The organism is Vibrio sp. Vb2131 (assembly GCF_033338535.1).
GTDB lineage: Bacteria > Pseudomonadota > Gammaproteobacteria > Enterobacterales > Vibrionaceae > Vibrio > Vibrio alginolyticus.
Window position 1 is genome coordinate 390,857 of the sequence record NZ_JAWOSW010000001.1, and the last position, 17,052, is coordinate 407,908.

The 17,052-nt window shown below is 44.9% G+C and carries 18 protein-coding genes and 1 pseudogene; 9 read left to right on the forward strand and 10 right to left on the reverse strand.

The window, feature by feature from the left end; translation table 11 throughout:
- Nucleotides 1-189: 189 nt before the first annotated feature.
- The gene (gene gltS, locus R7E38_RS01685; RefSeq protein WP_005392050.1) at nt 190-1,425 is read left to right on the forward strand and encodes a sodium/glutamate symporter; all 1,236 of its coding nucleotides are present in this window, start codon (nt 190-192) and stop codon (nt 1,423-1,425) included.
- A gap of 100 nt (nt 1,426-1,525) precedes the next feature.
- Here the strand turns inward: gltS (R7E38_RS01685) and R7E38_RS01690 are convergent, their stop codons facing one another.
- The 3 genes from R7E38_RS01690 to R7E38_RS01700 are packed head-to-tail and all read right to left on the reverse strand — an operon-like array spanning nt 1,526 to nt 3,581.
- Complete coding sequence (locus R7E38_RS01690) at nt 1,526-2,356, reverse strand: hypothetical protein (protein ID WP_054576512.1); 831 nt, start codon at nt 2,354-2,356, stop codon at nt 1,526-1,528.
- Entirely contained in the window at nt 2,356-3,213 is an 858-nt protein-coding gene (locus R7E38_RS01695) for an ABC transporter ATP-binding protein (protein WP_149191669.1), read from the reverse strand. Before R7E38_RS01695 ends, R7E38_RS01690 begins: the two co-directional genes overlap by 1 nt.
- Entirely contained in the window at nt 3,210-3,581 is a 372-nt protein-coding gene (locus tag R7E38_RS01700; protein WP_005374444.1) for a GntR family transcriptional regulator, read from the reverse strand. Before R7E38_RS01700 ends, R7E38_RS01695 begins: the two co-directional genes overlap by 4 nt.
- Nucleotides 3,582-3,994: 413 nt before the next feature.
- Between R7E38_RS01700 and gltS (R7E38_RS01705) the strand changes: the two genes are divergently transcribed.
- On the forward strand, nt 3,995-5,221 hold the full coding sequence (gltS, locus tag R7E38_RS01705; RefSeq protein ID WP_005374443.1) for a sodium/glutamate symporter: 1,227 nt from the start codon (nt 3,995-3,997) through the stop codon (nt 5,219-5,221).
- A gap of 154 nt (nt 5,222-5,375) precedes the next feature.
- Nucleotides 5,376-6,242 carry a hypothetical protein gene (locus tag R7E38_RS01710; RefSeq protein WP_005374442.1) on the forward strand — a complete coding sequence of 289 codons (867 nt, stop codon included), beginning with the start codon at nt 5,376-5,378 and terminating at the stop codon, nt 6,240-6,242.
- A 90-nt stretch (nt 6,243-6,332) separates the two neighbouring features.
- On the opposite strand, the gene nagB is transcribed toward R7E38_RS01710, so the two are convergent.
- A complete protein-coding gene (gene nagB / locus R7E38_RS01715) occupies nt 6,333-7,133 on the reverse strand; it encodes a glucosamine-6-phosphate deaminase (protein ID WP_005374441.1) in 801 nt (266 codons plus the stop codon).
- 374 nt (nt 7,134-7,507) lie between these two features.
- Here nagB and R7E38_RS01720 point away from each other — a divergent pair, with 374 nt between their 5' ends.
- Complete coding sequence (locus R7E38_RS01720; protein WP_226082681.1) at nt 7,508-7,759, forward strand: DUF3081 domain-containing protein; 252 nt, start codon at nt 7,508-7,510, stop codon at nt 7,757-7,759.
- Nucleotides 7,760-7,906: 147 nt separating this feature from the next.
- On the opposite strand, the gene R7E38_RS01725 is transcribed toward R7E38_RS01720, so the two are convergent.
- A complete protein-coding gene (locus tag R7E38_RS01725) occupies nt 7,907-8,260 on the reverse strand; it encodes a DUF413 domain-containing protein (RefSeq protein ID WP_005374439.1) in 354 nt (117 codons plus the stop codon).
- 149 nt (nt 8,261-8,409) lie between these two features.
- Between R7E38_RS01725 and R7E38_RS01730 the strand changes: the two genes are divergently transcribed.
- On the forward strand, nt 8,410-9,303 hold the full coding sequence (locus R7E38_RS01730) for a LysR family transcriptional regulator (protein ID WP_005374436.1): 894 nt from the start codon (nt 8,410-8,412) through the stop codon (nt 9,301-9,303).
- An 81-nt stretch (nt 9,304-9,384) separates the two neighbouring features.
- Here the strand turns inward: R7E38_RS01730 and R7E38_RS01735 are convergent, their stop codons facing one another.
- From R7E38_RS01735 to R7E38_RS01745, 3 genes are all read right to left on the reverse strand, one after another.
- Complete coding sequence (locus tag R7E38_RS01735; protein ID WP_226082680.1) at nt 9,385-10,080, reverse strand: pirin family protein; 696 nt, start codon at nt 10,078-10,080, stop codon at nt 9,385-9,387.
- Between the two features lie 9 nt (nt 10,081-10,089).
- Entirely contained in the window at nt 10,090-10,533 is a 444-nt protein-coding gene (locus tag R7E38_RS01740; protein ID WP_005374434.1) for a DoxX family protein, read from the reverse strand.
- Nucleotides 10,534-10,859: 326 nt separating this feature from the next.
- Nucleotides 10,860-11,063 carry a hypothetical protein gene (locus R7E38_RS01745; RefSeq protein ID WP_017633816.1) on the reverse strand — a complete coding sequence of 68 codons (204 nt, stop codon included), beginning with the start codon at nt 11,061-11,063 and terminating at the stop codon, nt 10,860-10,862.
- A 194-nt stretch (nt 11,064-11,257) separates the two neighbouring features.
- Here R7E38_RS01745 and R7E38_RS01750 point away from each other — a divergent pair, with 194 nt between their 5' ends.
- From R7E38_RS01750 to R7E38_RS01760, 3 genes and pseudogenes are all read left to right on the forward strand, one after another.
- Nucleotides 11,258-12,625, forward strand: coding sequence for an AlkA N-terminal domain-containing protein (locus tag R7E38_RS01750; RefSeq protein WP_226082678.1), 1,368 nt, complete (start codon nt 11,258-11,260; stop codon nt 12,623-12,625).
- Entirely contained in the window at nt 12,622-13,104 is a 483-nt protein-coding gene (locus R7E38_RS01755; RefSeq protein ID WP_005374431.1) for a methylated-DNA--[protein]-cysteine S-methyltransferase, read from the forward strand. Before R7E38_RS01750 ends, R7E38_RS01755 begins: the two co-directional genes overlap by 4 nt.
- 100 nt (nt 13,105-13,204) lie before the next feature.
- A pseudogene (locus tag R7E38_RS01760) lies at nt 13,205-14,023 on the forward strand (hypothetical protein).
- A 72-nt stretch (nt 14,024-14,095) separates the two neighbouring features.
- Here the strand turns inward: R7E38_RS01760 and R7E38_RS01765 are convergent.
- Nucleotides 14,096-14,704: a YitT family protein gene (locus tag R7E38_RS01765; RefSeq protein ID WP_005374427.1), complete on the reverse strand. Its 609-nt coding sequence runs from the start codon at nt 14,702-14,704 to the stop codon at nt 14,096-14,098.
- A gap of 201 nt (nt 14,705-14,905) precedes the next feature.
- Here R7E38_RS01765 and R7E38_RS01770 point away from each other — a divergent pair, with 201 nt between their 5' ends.
- Complete coding sequence (locus R7E38_RS01770) at nt 14,906-15,301, forward strand: GFA family protein (RefSeq protein WP_053308033.1); 396 nt, start codon at nt 14,906-14,908, stop codon at nt 15,299-15,301.
- 37 nt (nt 15,302-15,338) lie between these two features.
- Here R7E38_RS01770 and nhaD read toward each other — a convergent pair whose 3' ends face one another.
- On the reverse strand, nt 15,339-16,769 hold the full coding sequence (gene nhaD, locus R7E38_RS01775) for a sodium:proton antiporter NhaD (protein ID WP_017633821.1): 1,431 nt from the start codon (nt 16,767-16,769) through the stop codon (nt 15,339-15,341).
- Nucleotides 16,770-17,052: the final 283 nt, after the last annotated feature.

Genomic DNA, 17,052 nt, shown 5'->3' on the forward strand with positions numbered 1-17,052 from the left:
AAGGGCTTGCTAACAGCGTAAAAACTGACACATCGCTTAAGGAGCGCCCCTTAAACTAGCCTAAGGCGCATCTACACCAACTTTTTGAGTATTTTCGAAACAATAAAGCGAGAAAATTTGCTATTGAACGAAGGTTAAACTAACACTCATTCATTACGGAGAATGAAGAGAACAATAATAAGAGGCGATATGAATCATTTAATATCTGTAGGTGCACTGGAGTCCTTCTTGGTCGCAATCAGTGTGCTTTTCCTGGGGCATTTTATTAATGCTAAGCTACCGATTTTAAAGAAATTCAACATACCTGAGCCGATTGTAGGTGGTCTTATTGTGGCCTGCATGATTACTGCTCTTCATTTCAACGGCATCGACTTAGAGTTCGACTTGCCATTACAAAATACGTTTATGTTAATGTTTTTTGCGACGGTTGGTTTGGCCGCAAATTACACTCAGTTGATGAAAGGAGGTGCGAAGGTTTTTATCTTCTTAGCTGTCGCATCGTTTTACATCATCATACAAAACGGCGTTGGCGTTTCACTCGCGGCGGCGCTCGGTTTAGATCCTTTGATGGGGTTAATTGCTGGCTCGATTACTCTGTCAGGTGGTCATGGTACAGGTGCTGCGTGGTCACAAACCTTTCAAGACGTGTATGGATTGGATAACGTCTTAGAAATTGCAATGGCATCAGCGACTTTTGGTTTGATCATCGGCGGTATCATTGGTAGCCCTGTAGCGCAGCGCCTCGTAGAAAAAAACAGCATTGAATCGGAGTATGGTCGTGGTGGTCGAGATGCCAAAACTCACGAAAAATTCCCTGAGTTGGTGACCTACAACGAATATGAAGAAGATAAAGTAACGGCGAAAAAAGTGGTTGAGAAACTCTTCTTCCTACTGATCTGTGTTACTGGGGCGAAGTATGTTGAGCAATGGGTTAGCACGTATGAAATCTCATGGTTGATGATTCCAGACTTTGTATATGCGCTGTTCATTGGTGTGATCATCACGAACTTCTTGGAGGTGACCAAGCTTCGTAAGTTAGATGCAGAAACCGTCGATATGCTCGGTACCGTTTCTTTGTCATTGTTCTTGGCGATGGCATTAATGAGCTTGAAGTTATGGAATATCTTTGACTTAGCGATTCCATTCTTGGTCATTTTAGCTGTGCAGTCTGTGGTCTTAGCTATCTTCACTTACTACGTTACGTTCAAAGTGATGGGAAGCAACTATGACGCTGCGGTTATTGCGGGTGGTCACTGTGGTTTTGGCTTGGGGGCAACCCCAACAGCCGTGATGAACATGGGCTCTATCGTTAACCGATTTGGCCCGTCGCCGCAGGCATTTATGGTGGTGCCAATTGTGGGGGCTTTCTTTATCGACATCGTCAACTTAATTATCTTGCAAGGCTACATTTCATTCCTTGGTTAAAGTTAAGTGGATGAGCTCCTAGAGGCGAAATAAAAACGGTCACAACACTGGTTGTGACCGTTTTTTTATGACTTGGTTTGGTCGTTTATTGAACGAAAAATTATTGGATAGTTCGGCTGAACTTGAGGCTAGCTGTCCAACCAAGAATACCAATGAAGGCGTAAATGCCGACGTTTAACCAACCCGCTTGAGGAATGGCATTGAATGGGTTTGGAGTAATAATGGCGTGCAGCGGAAGGTAAAGCACTTCGGAGAAAAACTGATCTAGTCCGTAGAAACCAAAAAGTGCGATAGGCATCCAACGCAGCGCATAAATGGCGATAAACAAAATGACCAGTGGTGAGTTCACTTTTTGTGAAATAGCCATCGCAGTTAATGCCAGCGGTAACAGCAGAATACCGGCGAACAACATTCTGATTAAAAACTCTCCCCAATGCAGCAGCACGTAACCTAACGAGGCTTGGCGGTACAATAAAGCCAATTGGTGATCAGTAGAGATGTTCAGCAACCACAACATTAAATTTGCAGCGAGTACGAGCACCGAGCAGACGAGCGGAATCACCAATAAGCCAAATCCTAGCTTCACTAAATGGGTTTTTATGTCACTGACAGGCATACTGCGCCAAAACATAATGCTGCCTTCCGCCCGTTCTTTGCGTAGCGTTCTTGGGAAGTACTGAACGGCTAACAAGATAGACAGCAGCCCTGCTCCTCCGGTAATCAACATATTGACATCATCACCAAGCTCTTTGTGAATGTCACTGACATCGCCACCAAAGCTCATTTGGAAAAACATATTGTGTTGTAGAGTGTCGTTACTCATCAAACTCACAAAGAGAATAACTCCACACGCCAACACAAACAGTGGAATACGTAAAACAAGAGGGTTTTCTAACCACTCTTTTTGCAACATCGCGACAACTGAACGCATTACTCTGCCTCCTTCTGCAATGCTAAAAATAGATCCGCTAACTTCACCCCATGGATGGAACCCATTGTTTCTGCTTGTTGGGCATACTGGGCTTTGAGTAACCATTTCGTTGAACCGAGGCCTTTTTGTGACGAGAGTGGGTTCATCGCTTCAATTTGTGTGCGGTGCTCGTCGTTGGCTTCAAGAATGAAATAGTCTTCACTGATACTGTCCATCGAGGTTTGCAGAACGGGGCGACCATGCTTAAGAATCAGAACATCTGTCAGCAAGTGCTCAATCTCTGATACTTCATGACTGGCGATGATCAACACGCGCTCGCCGTCGTGAAACCATTCCAATAAGTGACGATAAAACGTCTCGCGATACACGAGATCTAACCCGAGTGTCGGTTCATCCAATATGAGGATTTGGGTGTTGGTCGCGATCACAATCGCGAGGTGTAATTGCACCTTCATCCCTTTGGATAAAGATTTGATACGCGCACGAGGTTTGATGTCCGTTTGACGAAGTAGCGTATCTGCTTGGGCGCGATTGAACCCTGGGTGCACGCCCTCGGTATAGTTAAGCAGTTGAGCAACGGTCATCCAATCTGGCAGAACGTTGACATCCGAGATGTAGGATAAGCTCTGCATTATCTTGTCGCGTTGCATAATGGGTTCAAATCCGTTGATACGAATAGTGCCCTGATATTCATGTGCACCGAGTAGGGCATTAATAAGCGTTGATTTACCTGCGCCATTATGGCCGAGTAAGCCAAGTACTTGTCCTGCATGTAGGTCGAAACTCACTTCATGCAGTGCTTCTCCTTGTTGCTGATATTGCTTGGAGACGTTGTTTACACTGACTAATGCGCTCATTGGTCACCTTTCAAGTGTGGTTTTAGTTGTTGAATGAATTCGTCGAGTGACATATCCAGACGCTGTATTGTGTCGGCTATCTGCGGAATTTGTTGCTGAAGAAAACGTGCCTTCTCGTCTGCGAGTAATTTGAGCTTTGCTCCTGAAGCGACAAACATACCTTGACCGCGTTTTTTCTCCACTAGCCCGTCATCAACAAGCAATTGATAGCCTTTCATAACGGTGAGGTGGTTAATTTTCATATCTGCAGAGATGCTACGGACGGAGGGCAGAGCATCGCCTTCTTGCCAGACACCTTGCAGTATTTGCTGCGTGATCTGGTCTGCCAACTGTCGAAATATCGGTTGGCGATCATGCCAATTAGTCATGAGTGAATCTCTTGGTTGAGATGGTGTTATATATATGTATAACACCTAGTGCATTAGAGAGAAAGTAATAATTTAAAACCTAGTGTATCCGCCTGTCTCATTCGCTCTAAATATCCACCTATGTGGTCGTTGTTTTGAGGTTTTGTTTTATATGGAAATTAATTGCTTCTCATAAGTTGAGAAGTGTTGTTTTTCTCTTCCCATTAATACACTTATCGCCTGTTCTAAATGAATATTCTCACTGAATGATAATTAGCATAATTTTAGCTCTGCCTATTTCTTACTTGATGAGAATCAATGGTCAAAGAGGCCTAGAAAACAAAAGTTTCGAGAGGCAATCTGACTGGCTTAGGCACCTATCTCACGTTGAGCGCGTGCTCAATGAATGAGAAAGAGTAGAGTAAAGAGGTCTCATGAATCAGGTAATATCTATCGGCCCACAGGAGTCGTTCCTTGTCGCAATTTGCGTGTTGTTTTTAGGGCAGTTCATCAATACCAAGTTACCAACCTTAAAAAAATTTAATATTCCAGAGCCAATTGTTGGTGGTCTAGTGGTCGCTTGCGTAATCACGACGATGCACTTAAACGGTGTGGATGTATCCTTTGATTTACCACTGCAAAACGTTTTTATGCTGATGTTTTTTGCAACCGTTGGCTTAGCGGCAAATTACACCCAACTGATTAAAGGCGGTGCGAAGGTTTTCATCTTCCTAGTTGTGGCATCGGTCTACATTCTTATCCAAAATGCGGTCGGTGTGTCCTTAGCAACAGCGTTGGGGTTAGATCCACTCATGGGGTTGATCGCCGGATCCATTACGCTTTCTGGCGGACATGGAACTGGAGCTGCGTGGTCCCAAACTTTTCAAGAAATGTATGGTTTGCATAATGTTCTAGAGGTGGCAATGGCTTCTGCTACATTTGGCTTGGTGATGGGCGGGATTATTGGCAGCCCTGTTGCACAAAAGCTACTAAACAAACACAACTTGGAATCGGAATACGGACGCACCAATCAAAGTCATCAGAGTTTCCCTGAACTGGTGACGTACAACGAACATGAGGAAGATCGCGTCACAGCGAAAAGAGTCGTTGAAAGCTTGTCCATCATTCTACTTTGCGTGACAGGCGCGAAGTATCTGGAGAGTTGGGTAAGCAGTTTTGACATCAAGTGGTTAATGATTCCCGATTTTGTGTATGCGCTGTTTATTGGTGTTGTTATCACTAACATCATGGAAGTGACGAAGGCGCGCAAGGTTGATTTAGAAACCGTTGATATTCTTGGCACGGTTGCACTATCTCTATTTCTTGCCATGGCCTTGATGAGTTTGAAATTGTGGAATATTTTCGATCTTGCGATCCCATTCCTTATTATTCTTGCTATTCAGTCGGCAGTGTTGGCGATGTTCACTTACTACGTAACATTCCGCATGATGGGAGGCAACTACGATGCGGCGGTGATCGCTAGCGGACACTGCGGTTTTGGGTTAGGTGCTACACCGACTGCGGTCATGAATATGGGCTCCATCGTGAGTCGATATGGTCCATCACCACAAGCATTTATGGTGGTTCCAATTGTCGGTGCATTCTTCATCGACATTGTGAATTTAGTGATTTTGCAAGGATGCATCGCTTTTATTCGATAACATTCGCTTTCTTACCGAAATAACAAAGCCAGCACCTATACGCTGGCTTTGCTATTTGTAACACGAAATCTTGTTTGCCTGACTTCAAGCCGTGAAATCAATGCGTTACTATGACGACATAGTGTTCAATTTTGCAGCAGCATGAGGTACCCACATGTCTGAAAAAATATCGACGTCGGCATTAGCGAAAATGCGCAAGGTAGAAGCTAAGCTGCTGTTTGCCGATCTCAAACGTGCAGGCTACATCGTTCGCCAAGATGAAAAGTGGATTTTGACCGAAGAAGGGGCAAAGTTTGGCGGTGAGTATGTGGATCACCCTAAATTTGGCCAGTTCATCGTCTGGCCGACCAACTTACATATTGAGCTGACTCCCAGCTCAGGGAAAACATTGAGCGCGACACAACTGGGTGAAAAGCTGAAATTGAATGCGAAGCGCATGAACCAGCTTTTGAGTGAACTGGGTTGGTTGACCAAATCCGAAGAGGGATGGAGTGTCACAGAAGCTGGTGTGCGCGCTGGTGGGCAGCAAAGAACCGATAAAGAAACACAAAATACCTTTGTCGTATGGCACGATGTGGTGCTGCGTAACAAGCGTCTTAAGCAGTCTGTCATTGAGTTTTTAGGGCAAGACGCGGAGTCACATTCTACGGATAAATCGTACTCAAGCTTTCGCCAAAAATTTGAAGCCAAGCACCGAACATTAGATGGGCATTACGTGCGCTCTAAGGGGGAGTTGCTCATCGACAACTGGCTGTACTTGGCTGGTGTTGTGCACGCTTATGAGCGTCAGTTGCCGATTGACCAAGATGTCACTAGCGATTTTTACTTGCCAGGTGGCAAAGTCTATTTGCAATTTTGGGGAAGTGACGATGGGGAGATGGCTCAGGCCGACCGTGAGACCATTCGTACTGTTTATGAGCAGCATCATTTCAATCTTATCGAAGTCGAACCGAGTGAACTAGACAAGTTGGATGAAGTGCTTCCTAAGCGTCTTCGTCAGTTTGGTATTAAAGCTTATTGACGACTTAAGCCCGCTGTTCAGATAAGAAAAAACCCGTGTTCAACACGGGTTTTGTATTTTTAGTGTGTTTCTAGGCTGCCATCCTATGGGTTAAAAGCCTTTGATGTTTTCTGCTTCTAGCTCAGAGAAGTACTTCACTGTCTTCACTTTCAGTTCTTGTTGAGCTGGTTCGTCGCATACGATCACCGCTTTAGGGTGAAGTTGAAGAGCAGAAACTGTCCATAGGTGGTTTACACAACCTTCCACGGCTGCTTCAAGTGCCTGAGCTTTGTTATGGCCAGTGACCAAGATCATCACTTCTTCTGAGTCTAGAAGCGTACCAACACCGATAGTCAGCGCGTATTTAGGCACTTGGTTGATATCGCCGTCAAAGAAGCGAGAGTTCGCAATGCGAGTGTCTTCAGTGAGGGTCTTGATGCGAGTACGAGAAGAAAGAGATGACGCTGGCTCGTTGAACGCGATGTGACCGTCGTTACCCACGCCGCCCATGAACAGGTTGATCTTGCCGTAAGACTTAATTTTGTCTTCGTAACGCTTACATTCTGCGTCGTGATCGTCTGTGTTACCGTTCAGTAGGTTGATGTTTTCTTCTTGAATATCAATGTGATTAAAGAAGTTGTTGTACATGAACGAGCGGTAAGATTCTGGGTGATCCGCAGGGATGCCAATGTACTCATCCATGTTAAAAGTCACGACGTTTTTGAAGCTGACTTCGCCGGCTTGGTAAAGCTCGATTAGGGCTTTGTAGGTTGCTAGAGGAGTGCCACCAGTTGGTAGACCCAGAACGAATGGACGCTCAGCAGTAGGTTTAAAGTCGTTGATACGCTTAGCGATATGCGCAGCTGCCCACTTACCTACTTGTGCTGCTCGAGTTAACGGGATAAGTCTCATTTTGTGCCCCTAGTTATTGGAATTGACGATGTACTGAAACATTAATTCGCATTATAAAATAAGTAATGGCGAACTGCTATTGTTTTAGGTCAAAATTTTGCTTTTTCTTTAACCAATGTTGGTTTTGTCGACGATTTTTATATCTAAATGCTTTTATAAGACGATTTTTCACAAAGAAATTGCATTATGAAACTGACGAATCAATAGATAAAATTTATGATCTAAATTAAGTTCTGCCTTCGCACTTAACCTTGTTTTTTAACAACCTACAGAGTGCGAAATCGCACAAGAACTTCAAATATTATGGGTTAGATATGGCATGGCGCTCATTCTTTAACCATAATTGAAATGTGTAAACCAGTGAGGAATTCGGTATGAAAAATGAGTTAGATCCGAGCAAAGTACTACAGGCTTACGAATGTGTGATGAACAACGGTACGCCAACCGAATTTGGTAAAATGTATGAAGGTGTAGAAGCGTTTTCTGACTACGATGGGTACAACGTTTTCTTGAGAGGGAATGGTGTTGAGCTAAAAATTGGCTTCCACAACACCTATCACTTGGAATATGACCAAGTGCATTTGAAAGAGAGCTTTCTGAAAAAGATTGCGACGCTCGCCAAGTAAACGGTCATCACCCAAATATTAAAAAAGCCCTTGGGAGAATGCCCCCTTGGGCTTTAGGAGAAGAAATGAGCTTGTCTTGCTCGCTCAGTAAAGTCAAACGAGCTTTCGCCTACTGCTAGAAAAAGGCGAGAACTAGGTTATTGGTTATTAATCGTCTTCAACCAAACTCTCTTCAATGTATTCTTCTGTGGCGTCAGGCTTGTTACGACCATTTAGCGTATGGAAGCGCTTGCGACCACGAGCAAGTTGGGTGTACTTTAGCCACGTACGCTCAAGTTTTGTTTTTGCTTTGCCCGGGTTTTCTAACACCTTGATGAAGTGTTTCTCTTCGCTGTTTTCAGGTGTTAATTCGCCTGACTCTAAGCCAAGCATTGTATCCCCATAAATTGTTAGGATTTCCTCTTCTGAAAGAGTAAAATCGCCAGACTTTGCAAAGCCGCGTGGGAATTTTACGTTATCGTAAAAACGTTTTTTGCCATGACGGAATTCAGTGTCAGACATGTCAACAGCCTCTGTAACCGTTATTGATGAATGTAGTGAACTTACGGCGAAAATTAGGCTTAAATCTAACAAAAGAAAAACAAAACTTTTTTGTCGTCATGATTTTAATTAGTTGTTAATCTGGTTTTATATTAACCAGGAGATGGTTTATGGATGTAAAAGTCTTTCGAACATTTTTAGAGCTGGCAAGAGTTCGTCACTTCGGACGTGCTGCTGAGAACCTTTATATTACCCAAGCCGCTGTGAGCGCACGTATCAAACAATTGGAAAGTTACTTCGATACGCAATTGTTTATTCGTGATCGAAATAACATAAAGTTGACCTCTGCAGGTGAGCGCTTAATCAGCTATGCCGAGGTAATGGTCACTACATTGCAACAAGCGAAGCTAGAATTATCGCTTGAAGATGGCAAAGCGCTGCAACTAACGTTAGGTGGCACGCCAAACATTTGGGACGCTTATTTACAGAATTGTTTAAGTGTCGTCACAGATTCGTTTGGTGGTTATGGCTTCATGGCAGAAGTGATGGGACGTGAGATGCTCAGTCGTAGCTTGCTAGAGCGCACGTTAGATATGGCATTTGCGTTCGATCAGATCAAAGCTGATGAGCTTAACTGTAAAAAAGTGGCAGATGTTGTTCTCGTTCTGGTATCAACTGAGAAAGATTCTTTAGACACCGTTTTCGAAAACAAATATGTGTACGTTGACTGGGGGACGCGTTTCTCCTCAGAGCATTCTGAACGTCACCCTAAGATTCCGGCTCCATATTTACGCACTTCAACAGCGCGTATCGCATTGGACTTTATTTTAGAGAAGGGTGGAGCCGCGTACTTACCAATCTCTCTCGTGGAGCCATTTATCGCTAATGGGCAGCTTCACAAGGTGTCTGGAGTAGAAGATTGGTGTCGCCCTATTTATTTGAGCTATCGTAAAGCTAGCTCGTCTGTAGACGCGATTAAGCAAGTGGAAGAAATTGTCAAAGAGATCGATCCACTGACCGCTTACAGTTTTCAGCAAATTGGTTCTGGCACTTCCGACGAATAGCGTTGAATGAAAAGTCAGAAAAACGAAAAAGCCGCCTTGAGAAATCAAGGCGGCTTTGTTTTTATCTCGATGAATCGATAGTTATGGTAAGTCAAACAACAGGGCTGTTGTGCTTTCGTTTGATGTATTGCGCAAAACAACCTTACTTTGGTGTTCAATCTTCGCGCCGTCGCCAGCCGTCAAAGTGGTATTGTCGACACTAAGGCTGCCTGTCACTTGATGGATGAATAGATTTCGGCCCGACTCAATCTCAAAGTTTAGTTCGCTACTTGGCTCAAGAATTAACTGATGCAAAGTCGCATCTTGCTTAATAAGTAGCGTGCCGTTTTCTCCAGTTGGAGTTGCGATAGCCGTTAACCCAGGATTGCGCCCAAAATCTTTTTGCTGATAACCTGGTTTGGTTCCAAATGCGTTTGGTTGAATCCAAATCTGTAGAAACCGCAGCGTATCTTGGTTCGACGCATTGTACTCACTGTGGTAAATCCCTTTCCCTGCCGACATGAGTTGGAATTCACCTGCAGGTAGTGTTTTGACGTTACCTTCACTGTCTTTGTGTGCGATAACACCTTCCAACACATAGCTGATGATCTCCATATCACGGTGGCCATGTGTATCAAAACCCGCGCCAGGCTTGACTACATCGTCATTAATGACTCTCAGCTCAGAAAAGCCCATATGTTGAGGATCGTAGTAGCTACCAAAAGAAAACGTATGTTTGCTATCAAGCCAGCCAAAGTTTGCTCGACCTCGGTCTGCTGCATGTCTTACCGTAATCATAAGGCCTCCTTAAGAGAGCTTTTTGTTTAAAAAGTTATCTAACGCTGCTTTACCTGCGCCAGAGAACGCCAGAGAAACGCTTGCTGCCAGTAATGCTAAGCCAAACTCGTAACCGTTGTTTGCCATGAACAGGCCATTCTCAAAGTGGACAGAGAATATCGCTACCACCATCGTGAACGCCAAAGCAACCGCTGCTGGTCGAGTTAGCAGACCAAGTAAAATGAACAAGCCGCCAAAGAACTCTGCGCTGCCCGCAAGTAACGCCATGAGTACGCCAGGACCTAAACCGATAGATGCCATCCACTGACCTGTGCCTTCTAGGCCGTAGCCACCAAACCAGCCAAACAGTTTTTGTGCGCCGTGCGCCATAAAGATAATGCCGATTGGAACGCGAAGTGATAGTGCGCTGTAACCTGCGTTTGACGTGGTAATTTTCTGTAATAGTGCTTTCATGATTCTGTCCTCTGACTCTTTTCAATGAGTGGGAAGCGTGTGCTCCCGTGCTGTTGAGAACAGTTTAGGTAGAGGCGAACATAAAAATAACGGGAGGATTTTGATAAACTCGTTCTAAAAAATTGAATGATTGGTCTTTATTTATTTAAATCAATGTCTTGATTTTTATATTCGGGTGTTTATTTGTCGATTATTGTCTGTTTTAAATCAAGGTCTGTCATTATTTTCGATAAACATTTTTGCTGTTAAACAAAAAAAAGAGCACATGTACTGTGCTCTATTGCTTTCGCTTTTAACAAGGGAGAAAGGTGTGTTAAAGAAAACCGTCAGAGGTTCATTAAGCTCTCTAATGACTCCTCTACATTGTTGTAGTGATAAGTTCGAATATTACGTCCATCCGTCGCATTAATCTGAATTTCTGAGATCTCGTTATCTGAGTCTCGTTCGATAATTCCAATAGAATGATCTACGGATTTACTGGTAATAACCTTTTGGTTTCTTAATACAATTACGCAAGTATGTAAGTCCATGCCAATTCCCTTTAGCCGACGTTGTTGTGATGTTCTGGATCTAACTTTAGTGTACAAAAGCGCTAATGCCAATAAATCTCAATATTGAGTTCCGAAAATGGCTAATTGTGGGCGCTTAAGCAAGCTACAATAACACTATATTGAACGATGCCTATGAACAATAAATGACAAAAGGCATGAGCAAGGAAAGCACTATGTTTATTCACCCCCATACCTCACTGACCTTCGAGCAGTGTCACAAGGCACGAGTCGCGCGAGACAGTCGTTTTGATGGGCGATTTTATGTGGCGGTAAAAACAACGGGAATCTTTTGTCGTCCGATTTGCCCGGCAAATTTGCCTAAAGAAGAAAATGTTGAGTATTTCGCTGATAAGACGCAAGCCCTTCAAGCAGGGTACCGTCCGTGTTTACGTTGTCGACCTGACAGCGCGCCTGGATCTTGGGCATGGAAAGGTGTCGAGACGACCTTTCAACGAGCGATTTCGTTAATTGATAGAGGGGAGTTGCATCACCATTCGGTGTCTGAGTTGGCTGAGCGTGTTGGGATTTCTGACCGTTACTTACGTATGTTGTTTGAGCAGTATCTAGGTATGTCACCCAAGCAGTATGCGCAATATCAGCAACTAATGTTCGCCAAACAGTTGCTTCACTCCAGCTCTATGTCGGTCACCGACGTGGGGTTTGCGTCAGGTTTTAACAGTACGCGCCGCTTTAACGATGCTTTTCAAAAGTTTCTCAAACTAACGCCTTCTCAAGTGCGCCGTAAAGAGTTTGATGGTGCGGGTTGCAATCGAATTGCCTTACCTTATCGAGGTGAGTTGAATTGGTCGCACATGTTGGACTTCTATCGTTTACGAGCGGTTGAGGGGGTCGAGCAGGTGAGGGATGAGAGTTATCAGCGCAACGTTTTTTTGGATAACAGCAAAGCCTGGTTTAAAGCGACAAAAGGTGAAGGATACTTAGAACTGGCGTTTGAAATTGAAGACGTAACGAAGCTGCAAAACTTGGTGTCTGACATTCGTCGTATGTTCGATCTTGACGCTGATATTTGTACTGTTGAGCAGCATTTGGAGTATGTTGCGCCTGGGCTCGTGTCGAGTAAAGGTATTCGTATTCCTGGTGTATGGAATGCATGGGAAGCAGGGGTTAGAGCGATTTTAGGCCAGCAAGTGTCGGTTAAAGCTGCGATTGGTCAACTTAACTTATTGGTGGCCACACTTAGTGGAGAGTCAGAAAAACGTTTTTTCCCGACTCCCAGTGATATTGCGAACGCCGACGTGAGCTTTTTGCGCATGCCGCAAAGCCGTAAAGAGACGCTAGTGCGCTTCGCCCAGTTTATGCAGGACAACTCAGAAGCTGACCCCCAGCAGTGGCTAGCTTTGAAAGGCATTGGACCTTGGACCGTCAGTTATGCTCAACTGCGAGGGCAATCTCAACCCGATTGCTTTCTAGATAAAGACTTAGTGGTGAAAAAGGCGATGCAGCGTTACCCATCACTGAATACGCACACTGCGGCCCCTTGGGGAAGCTACGCGACGTTTCACTTATGGAATCAATCATGAAAACATTTTATACCGAAATGCCGAGTCCACTAGGAACGGTGACTATCCAATCGAACGCTGAGGGCTTACTTGGCATTTGGTTTGAAACATGCACCACTAAGCCGAGTGAGCTGGGGGTGCGAGACGAGCAGCATCCGGTCTTGCGCCAAGCTGTCACCCAACTGGATGAATACTTTGCTGGTCTGCGCAACGAATTCGACTTGCCCCTTGCAGCGACAGGCACTGATTTTCAAAATCAAGTTTGGCAGGCACTAACGACCATTCCATATGGGGAAACGTGGAGCTATCAAGATCTCGCGAATGCGATAGGTAACCCTAAAGCTGTGCGTGCTGTTGGGTTAGCAAACGGGAAGAATCCGATTTCTATCGTGGTGCCTTGTCATCGCGTTATTGGCAAAAGCGGAAAACTGACTGGGTATGCAGGTGGAGTGGAGCGCAAGCAACGTTTGCTCGCGCTGGAGCAAGGTACACCGCTTTAAGTGAGGCGATTCTCATATTGGGATTAAGCGTGCTACACAGGGGTAACGATAGTGTAGAGTTTCATATTCGTTATACGAATAGAAAAAGGACAATAAGGACATGCCTTTCAAAACGGATTTTGATGCCTTCATGAGTGAGTGTTGGCAGCATCACGAGGAAAATCCCGAACAAATTTATGCTCAGCTAGAAACGGCTCTGAGCGAGGTGGAAGACGTTACCTAAATCGAGCGAATATTCGCATTGATGCTGCATACCGCTATTGGGCATCTCCAGAGCCCAGAACAGTTTCTTACTTGTTTAGATCACTTTGATGAACGCAAGGTTGCCGAGAGTTTGGCATTTCAACGCAGTATTGCCGTTGCGCGCTACTTCGTAGATGGCACTGACAATATGGAATTATTGGAAGAGCAAGAACAACGCCGAGTTTACGCTTTGATTTCGAATGAACTTTCTGCACTTGTTCAGCTTGAACTGGCGAGTCAATGGTTGGTGAAGGCAGCGTTAGGAATGACGCCGAACGATGCAGAAGGGCCATTAGCGCGCGCTATCGCGATCACTGCGAACAACTTAGCATGTCAGTACGAAGCGCTGGCTGAGCGCACGTGCATGGAAAAATCGAAGATGCTAGAAGCAGCGACACTCGCGCTAGACTATTGGAAAGTGGCAGGGGGTTGGATGCAAGAAGAGCGCGCAGAGTATCGCTTAGCTATGAGCTTGCTTAAAGCGGATAAACCGCAAGAAGCCAAAGTGCATGCTGAGCGCTGTGAAGATATTTGTCAGCAACATGGTAGCGACGCGCTTGAGCTGTTCCACGCACATGACTTGCTGATGCAAGTACACTTCCATCTTAGCCAGAAATATAAAGCTAAATTGGATGAAGAGATGCAGCAGCACTGCAAAACGAGCTCGTTGACGTGATCTTAGCGTAGAATGAAAAAAGCCCCGAGCGACTGGCTGGGGGCTTTAGGGTTGTTGACTATGCAGCGATGATTATGCTGCTTGCGCCTTTGCTTGGTATCGTCCTGGTTTATGGTTCATCGCCAAAATCAAGTTTGTTGCGATGGCACCTAGAACAGATAGAGCGATAAGGTGCACATCTACAATGAACAGTGACATCACCACGATGGCACAATCTAACGCCATTTGAACTTTACCCGCTCGAACTCCAAAACGTTCCTGAAGGTACAACGCTAGAATGTTAAAGCCACCCAAACTCATTTTGTGACGGAAAATTACCAACATACCGATTCCAATCAGTCCACCACCCAAAAGTGCCGCATAGAAAGGTTCGATTCGTGAAATCTCAATCACATGATGCAGATGATCGACCGCAAAAGAGACAATCGAAACCGCAATAAAGGTATTGATAGTGAAGCGCCAACCCATGCGCATCACAGATAAAATATAAAAAGGGAGGTTAAGAGCGAAAAATATCTGACCAAAACTGAAGTCACTCACTTTGGTTAGGAAGATCGCCAAACCAGCCGTACCGCCAGTGAGCAATCCTACTTTGCTAAAAAATATCACCCCAAGTGACACCAACGCACTGCCGAGCGTCAGAGCCAAGAGGTTCTCTCTTAGGCTATGATCTTTGTCCATAAATTAATTTCCTTGGTTTAAAAACCGCGCCGGAGATAACACGTCTCACGGACGCGATAGACAGTCGCCAAAATAGCAACTAACAAATCGGCCAATAAAATGTCGCGAAAAGTGATGGATGTCGAGTTTTTGGACGAGATTATGATGATATTAACCTGTTTAACATAATGTACACAGATAGAAAAACAACAAGGAAAAGTTATGATTAAGAAAGTTGGCAACACCCAAATCAACACATTACATCGACTGAGTTGCCACTGTGGAAAAGTTGAGCTGGAACTGGCGTTACCCAATGGTATTGAGAAACCGAGACGGTGTGACTGTTCTATGTGTCGACGTCGTGGCGCGATTGTCGCATCTGTACCTTTGAACGGTATTCGTATTATGCAAGGCGAAGACGTCTTGAAGCAGTATCAATTTAATACACACACTGCGAAGCACTTTTTCTGTGGCGAGTGCGGTATTTATACGCACCATCAGCGTCGTTCTGACCCGAGTGAGTATGGCTATAATGTCGGCTGCTTAGAGGGCGTCAACCCATATGAGTTGGGAGCGATTGAAGTGATGGATGGCGTTAACCATCCATCTGACCGCTAGGTTGTATTGCGATTTAAGTGCCTGATTATCGGTGCTTTTAAGTAAATAAGCCGCTATTCATCCACAAGTGTACCGCAATACTGGCGGCATAACCCAAGGCGATGACGGGAGCCCACTTTAGGTGGCCAAAGAAGGTGTATTGTCCACGCGCGGCTCCCATTAAAGCGACGCCTGCCGCGGATCCGATGGAAAGCAAACTGCCCCCGACACCTGCGGTTAATGTGACCAGTAGCCAGTTGCCCATCGACATGCTTGGTTCCATGGTCAGTACAGCAAACATAACCGGAATGTTATCGACGATTGCAGATAGGACACCAACCATTACGTTTGCCCAGACTGGGTTCCATTGCGTGTACATGACGTTTGAAACCAGTTCGAGGTAGCCAAGTAAACTTAAACCGCCAACACACATCACAACACCGTAGAAGAACAACAAGGTGTCCCATTCGGCTCGAGACACACGATGAAACACATCAAACGGAACCACTGAGCCTAAGCGCTTCAATGCCTGATCATCGCCATTGGCAATTGCCATAGCTGCTTTTTTTGCGAGTGAGTGTTTAAGAGTTTGACGCAAAAAATATCCGAAAAACTGTAAGTACGCCAAGCCCATCATCATGCCCATAACGGGTGGGAAGTGCAGCAAGGCGTGGAAAGAGACCGCAGTGGCAATAGTCAGAATGAATAATGCGACAATACGCCTTGCCCCGCGTTTTAGCTCAACGTGTTGGTGAATCGTATTCGGTTTTGTGTTTGGAACAAACAGTGACATCAAAAACGCGGGAACCAAGTAGTTCACCAATGACGGTACAAACAACGGAATGAACTCAGCAAAGCTGACATGACCGGCTTGCCACACCATCAGGGTTGTAATATCCCCAAATGGGCTGAATGCACCGCCAGCGTTGGCTGCGATAACAATGTTGATACAAGCAAGATTGACGAACTTAGGATTATCACCAGAGACTTTCATCACTACAGCGCACATCAAAAGGGCCGTAGTTAAGTTATCGGCAATCGGTGAAATGACAAAAGCGAGAAACCCCGTCAGCCAGAACAACTTTTTGAATCCAAAACCTTTACCAACCATCCACGCCTGTAAGGCATCGAAGAGTTTGCGTTCTTCCATTGCGTTGATGTAAGTCATCGCCACGAGCAAAAACAGCAGCAACTCGGCATATTCCAACAAGTTGTGTTCTAGTGCGGATTTGGCGATTTCAGGCTGGTTGTGCTGAGCAAAGGTGTAGCCAATCAGAATCCAAATTAACCCTGCAGCGAGCAGCACTGGCTTGGATTTTCTCATTTTCAGATACTCTTCCAACATAACCAGTATGTAAGCGATCGAAAAGATAATCAGAGCCGCGTAACCGACACCAGAATTAACAAGATTCAGTTCATTGGTTGATGCAGCAAAGGTGGCGCTAGAGAACAACAAACAGCAGAAAGCCACAATTGGATAGATTGGCATAGACATTTCTCCTTTGTCTGGTTGGAGAAATATTAGCCACAAATGAATGAGTTAGTTGTGAGAGAGCTCGAATTAACAGTAGGAGTTAGGAAATGATAGTGTGCGCCACTATTTTCTGAGTGACGCAATGCTTGCTGCGCCGAATAAAACCGCAGCTGCATATAAACCGTAAGTTAACCAGTGACTAATCTCTAAAAAAGGAACGAGTCCTTGACCTGCCCACATACAGCCTCCGTTTAATGAGCAATGTTGTAATAGTCGAGCCAATTTAAAGGAAATGAAC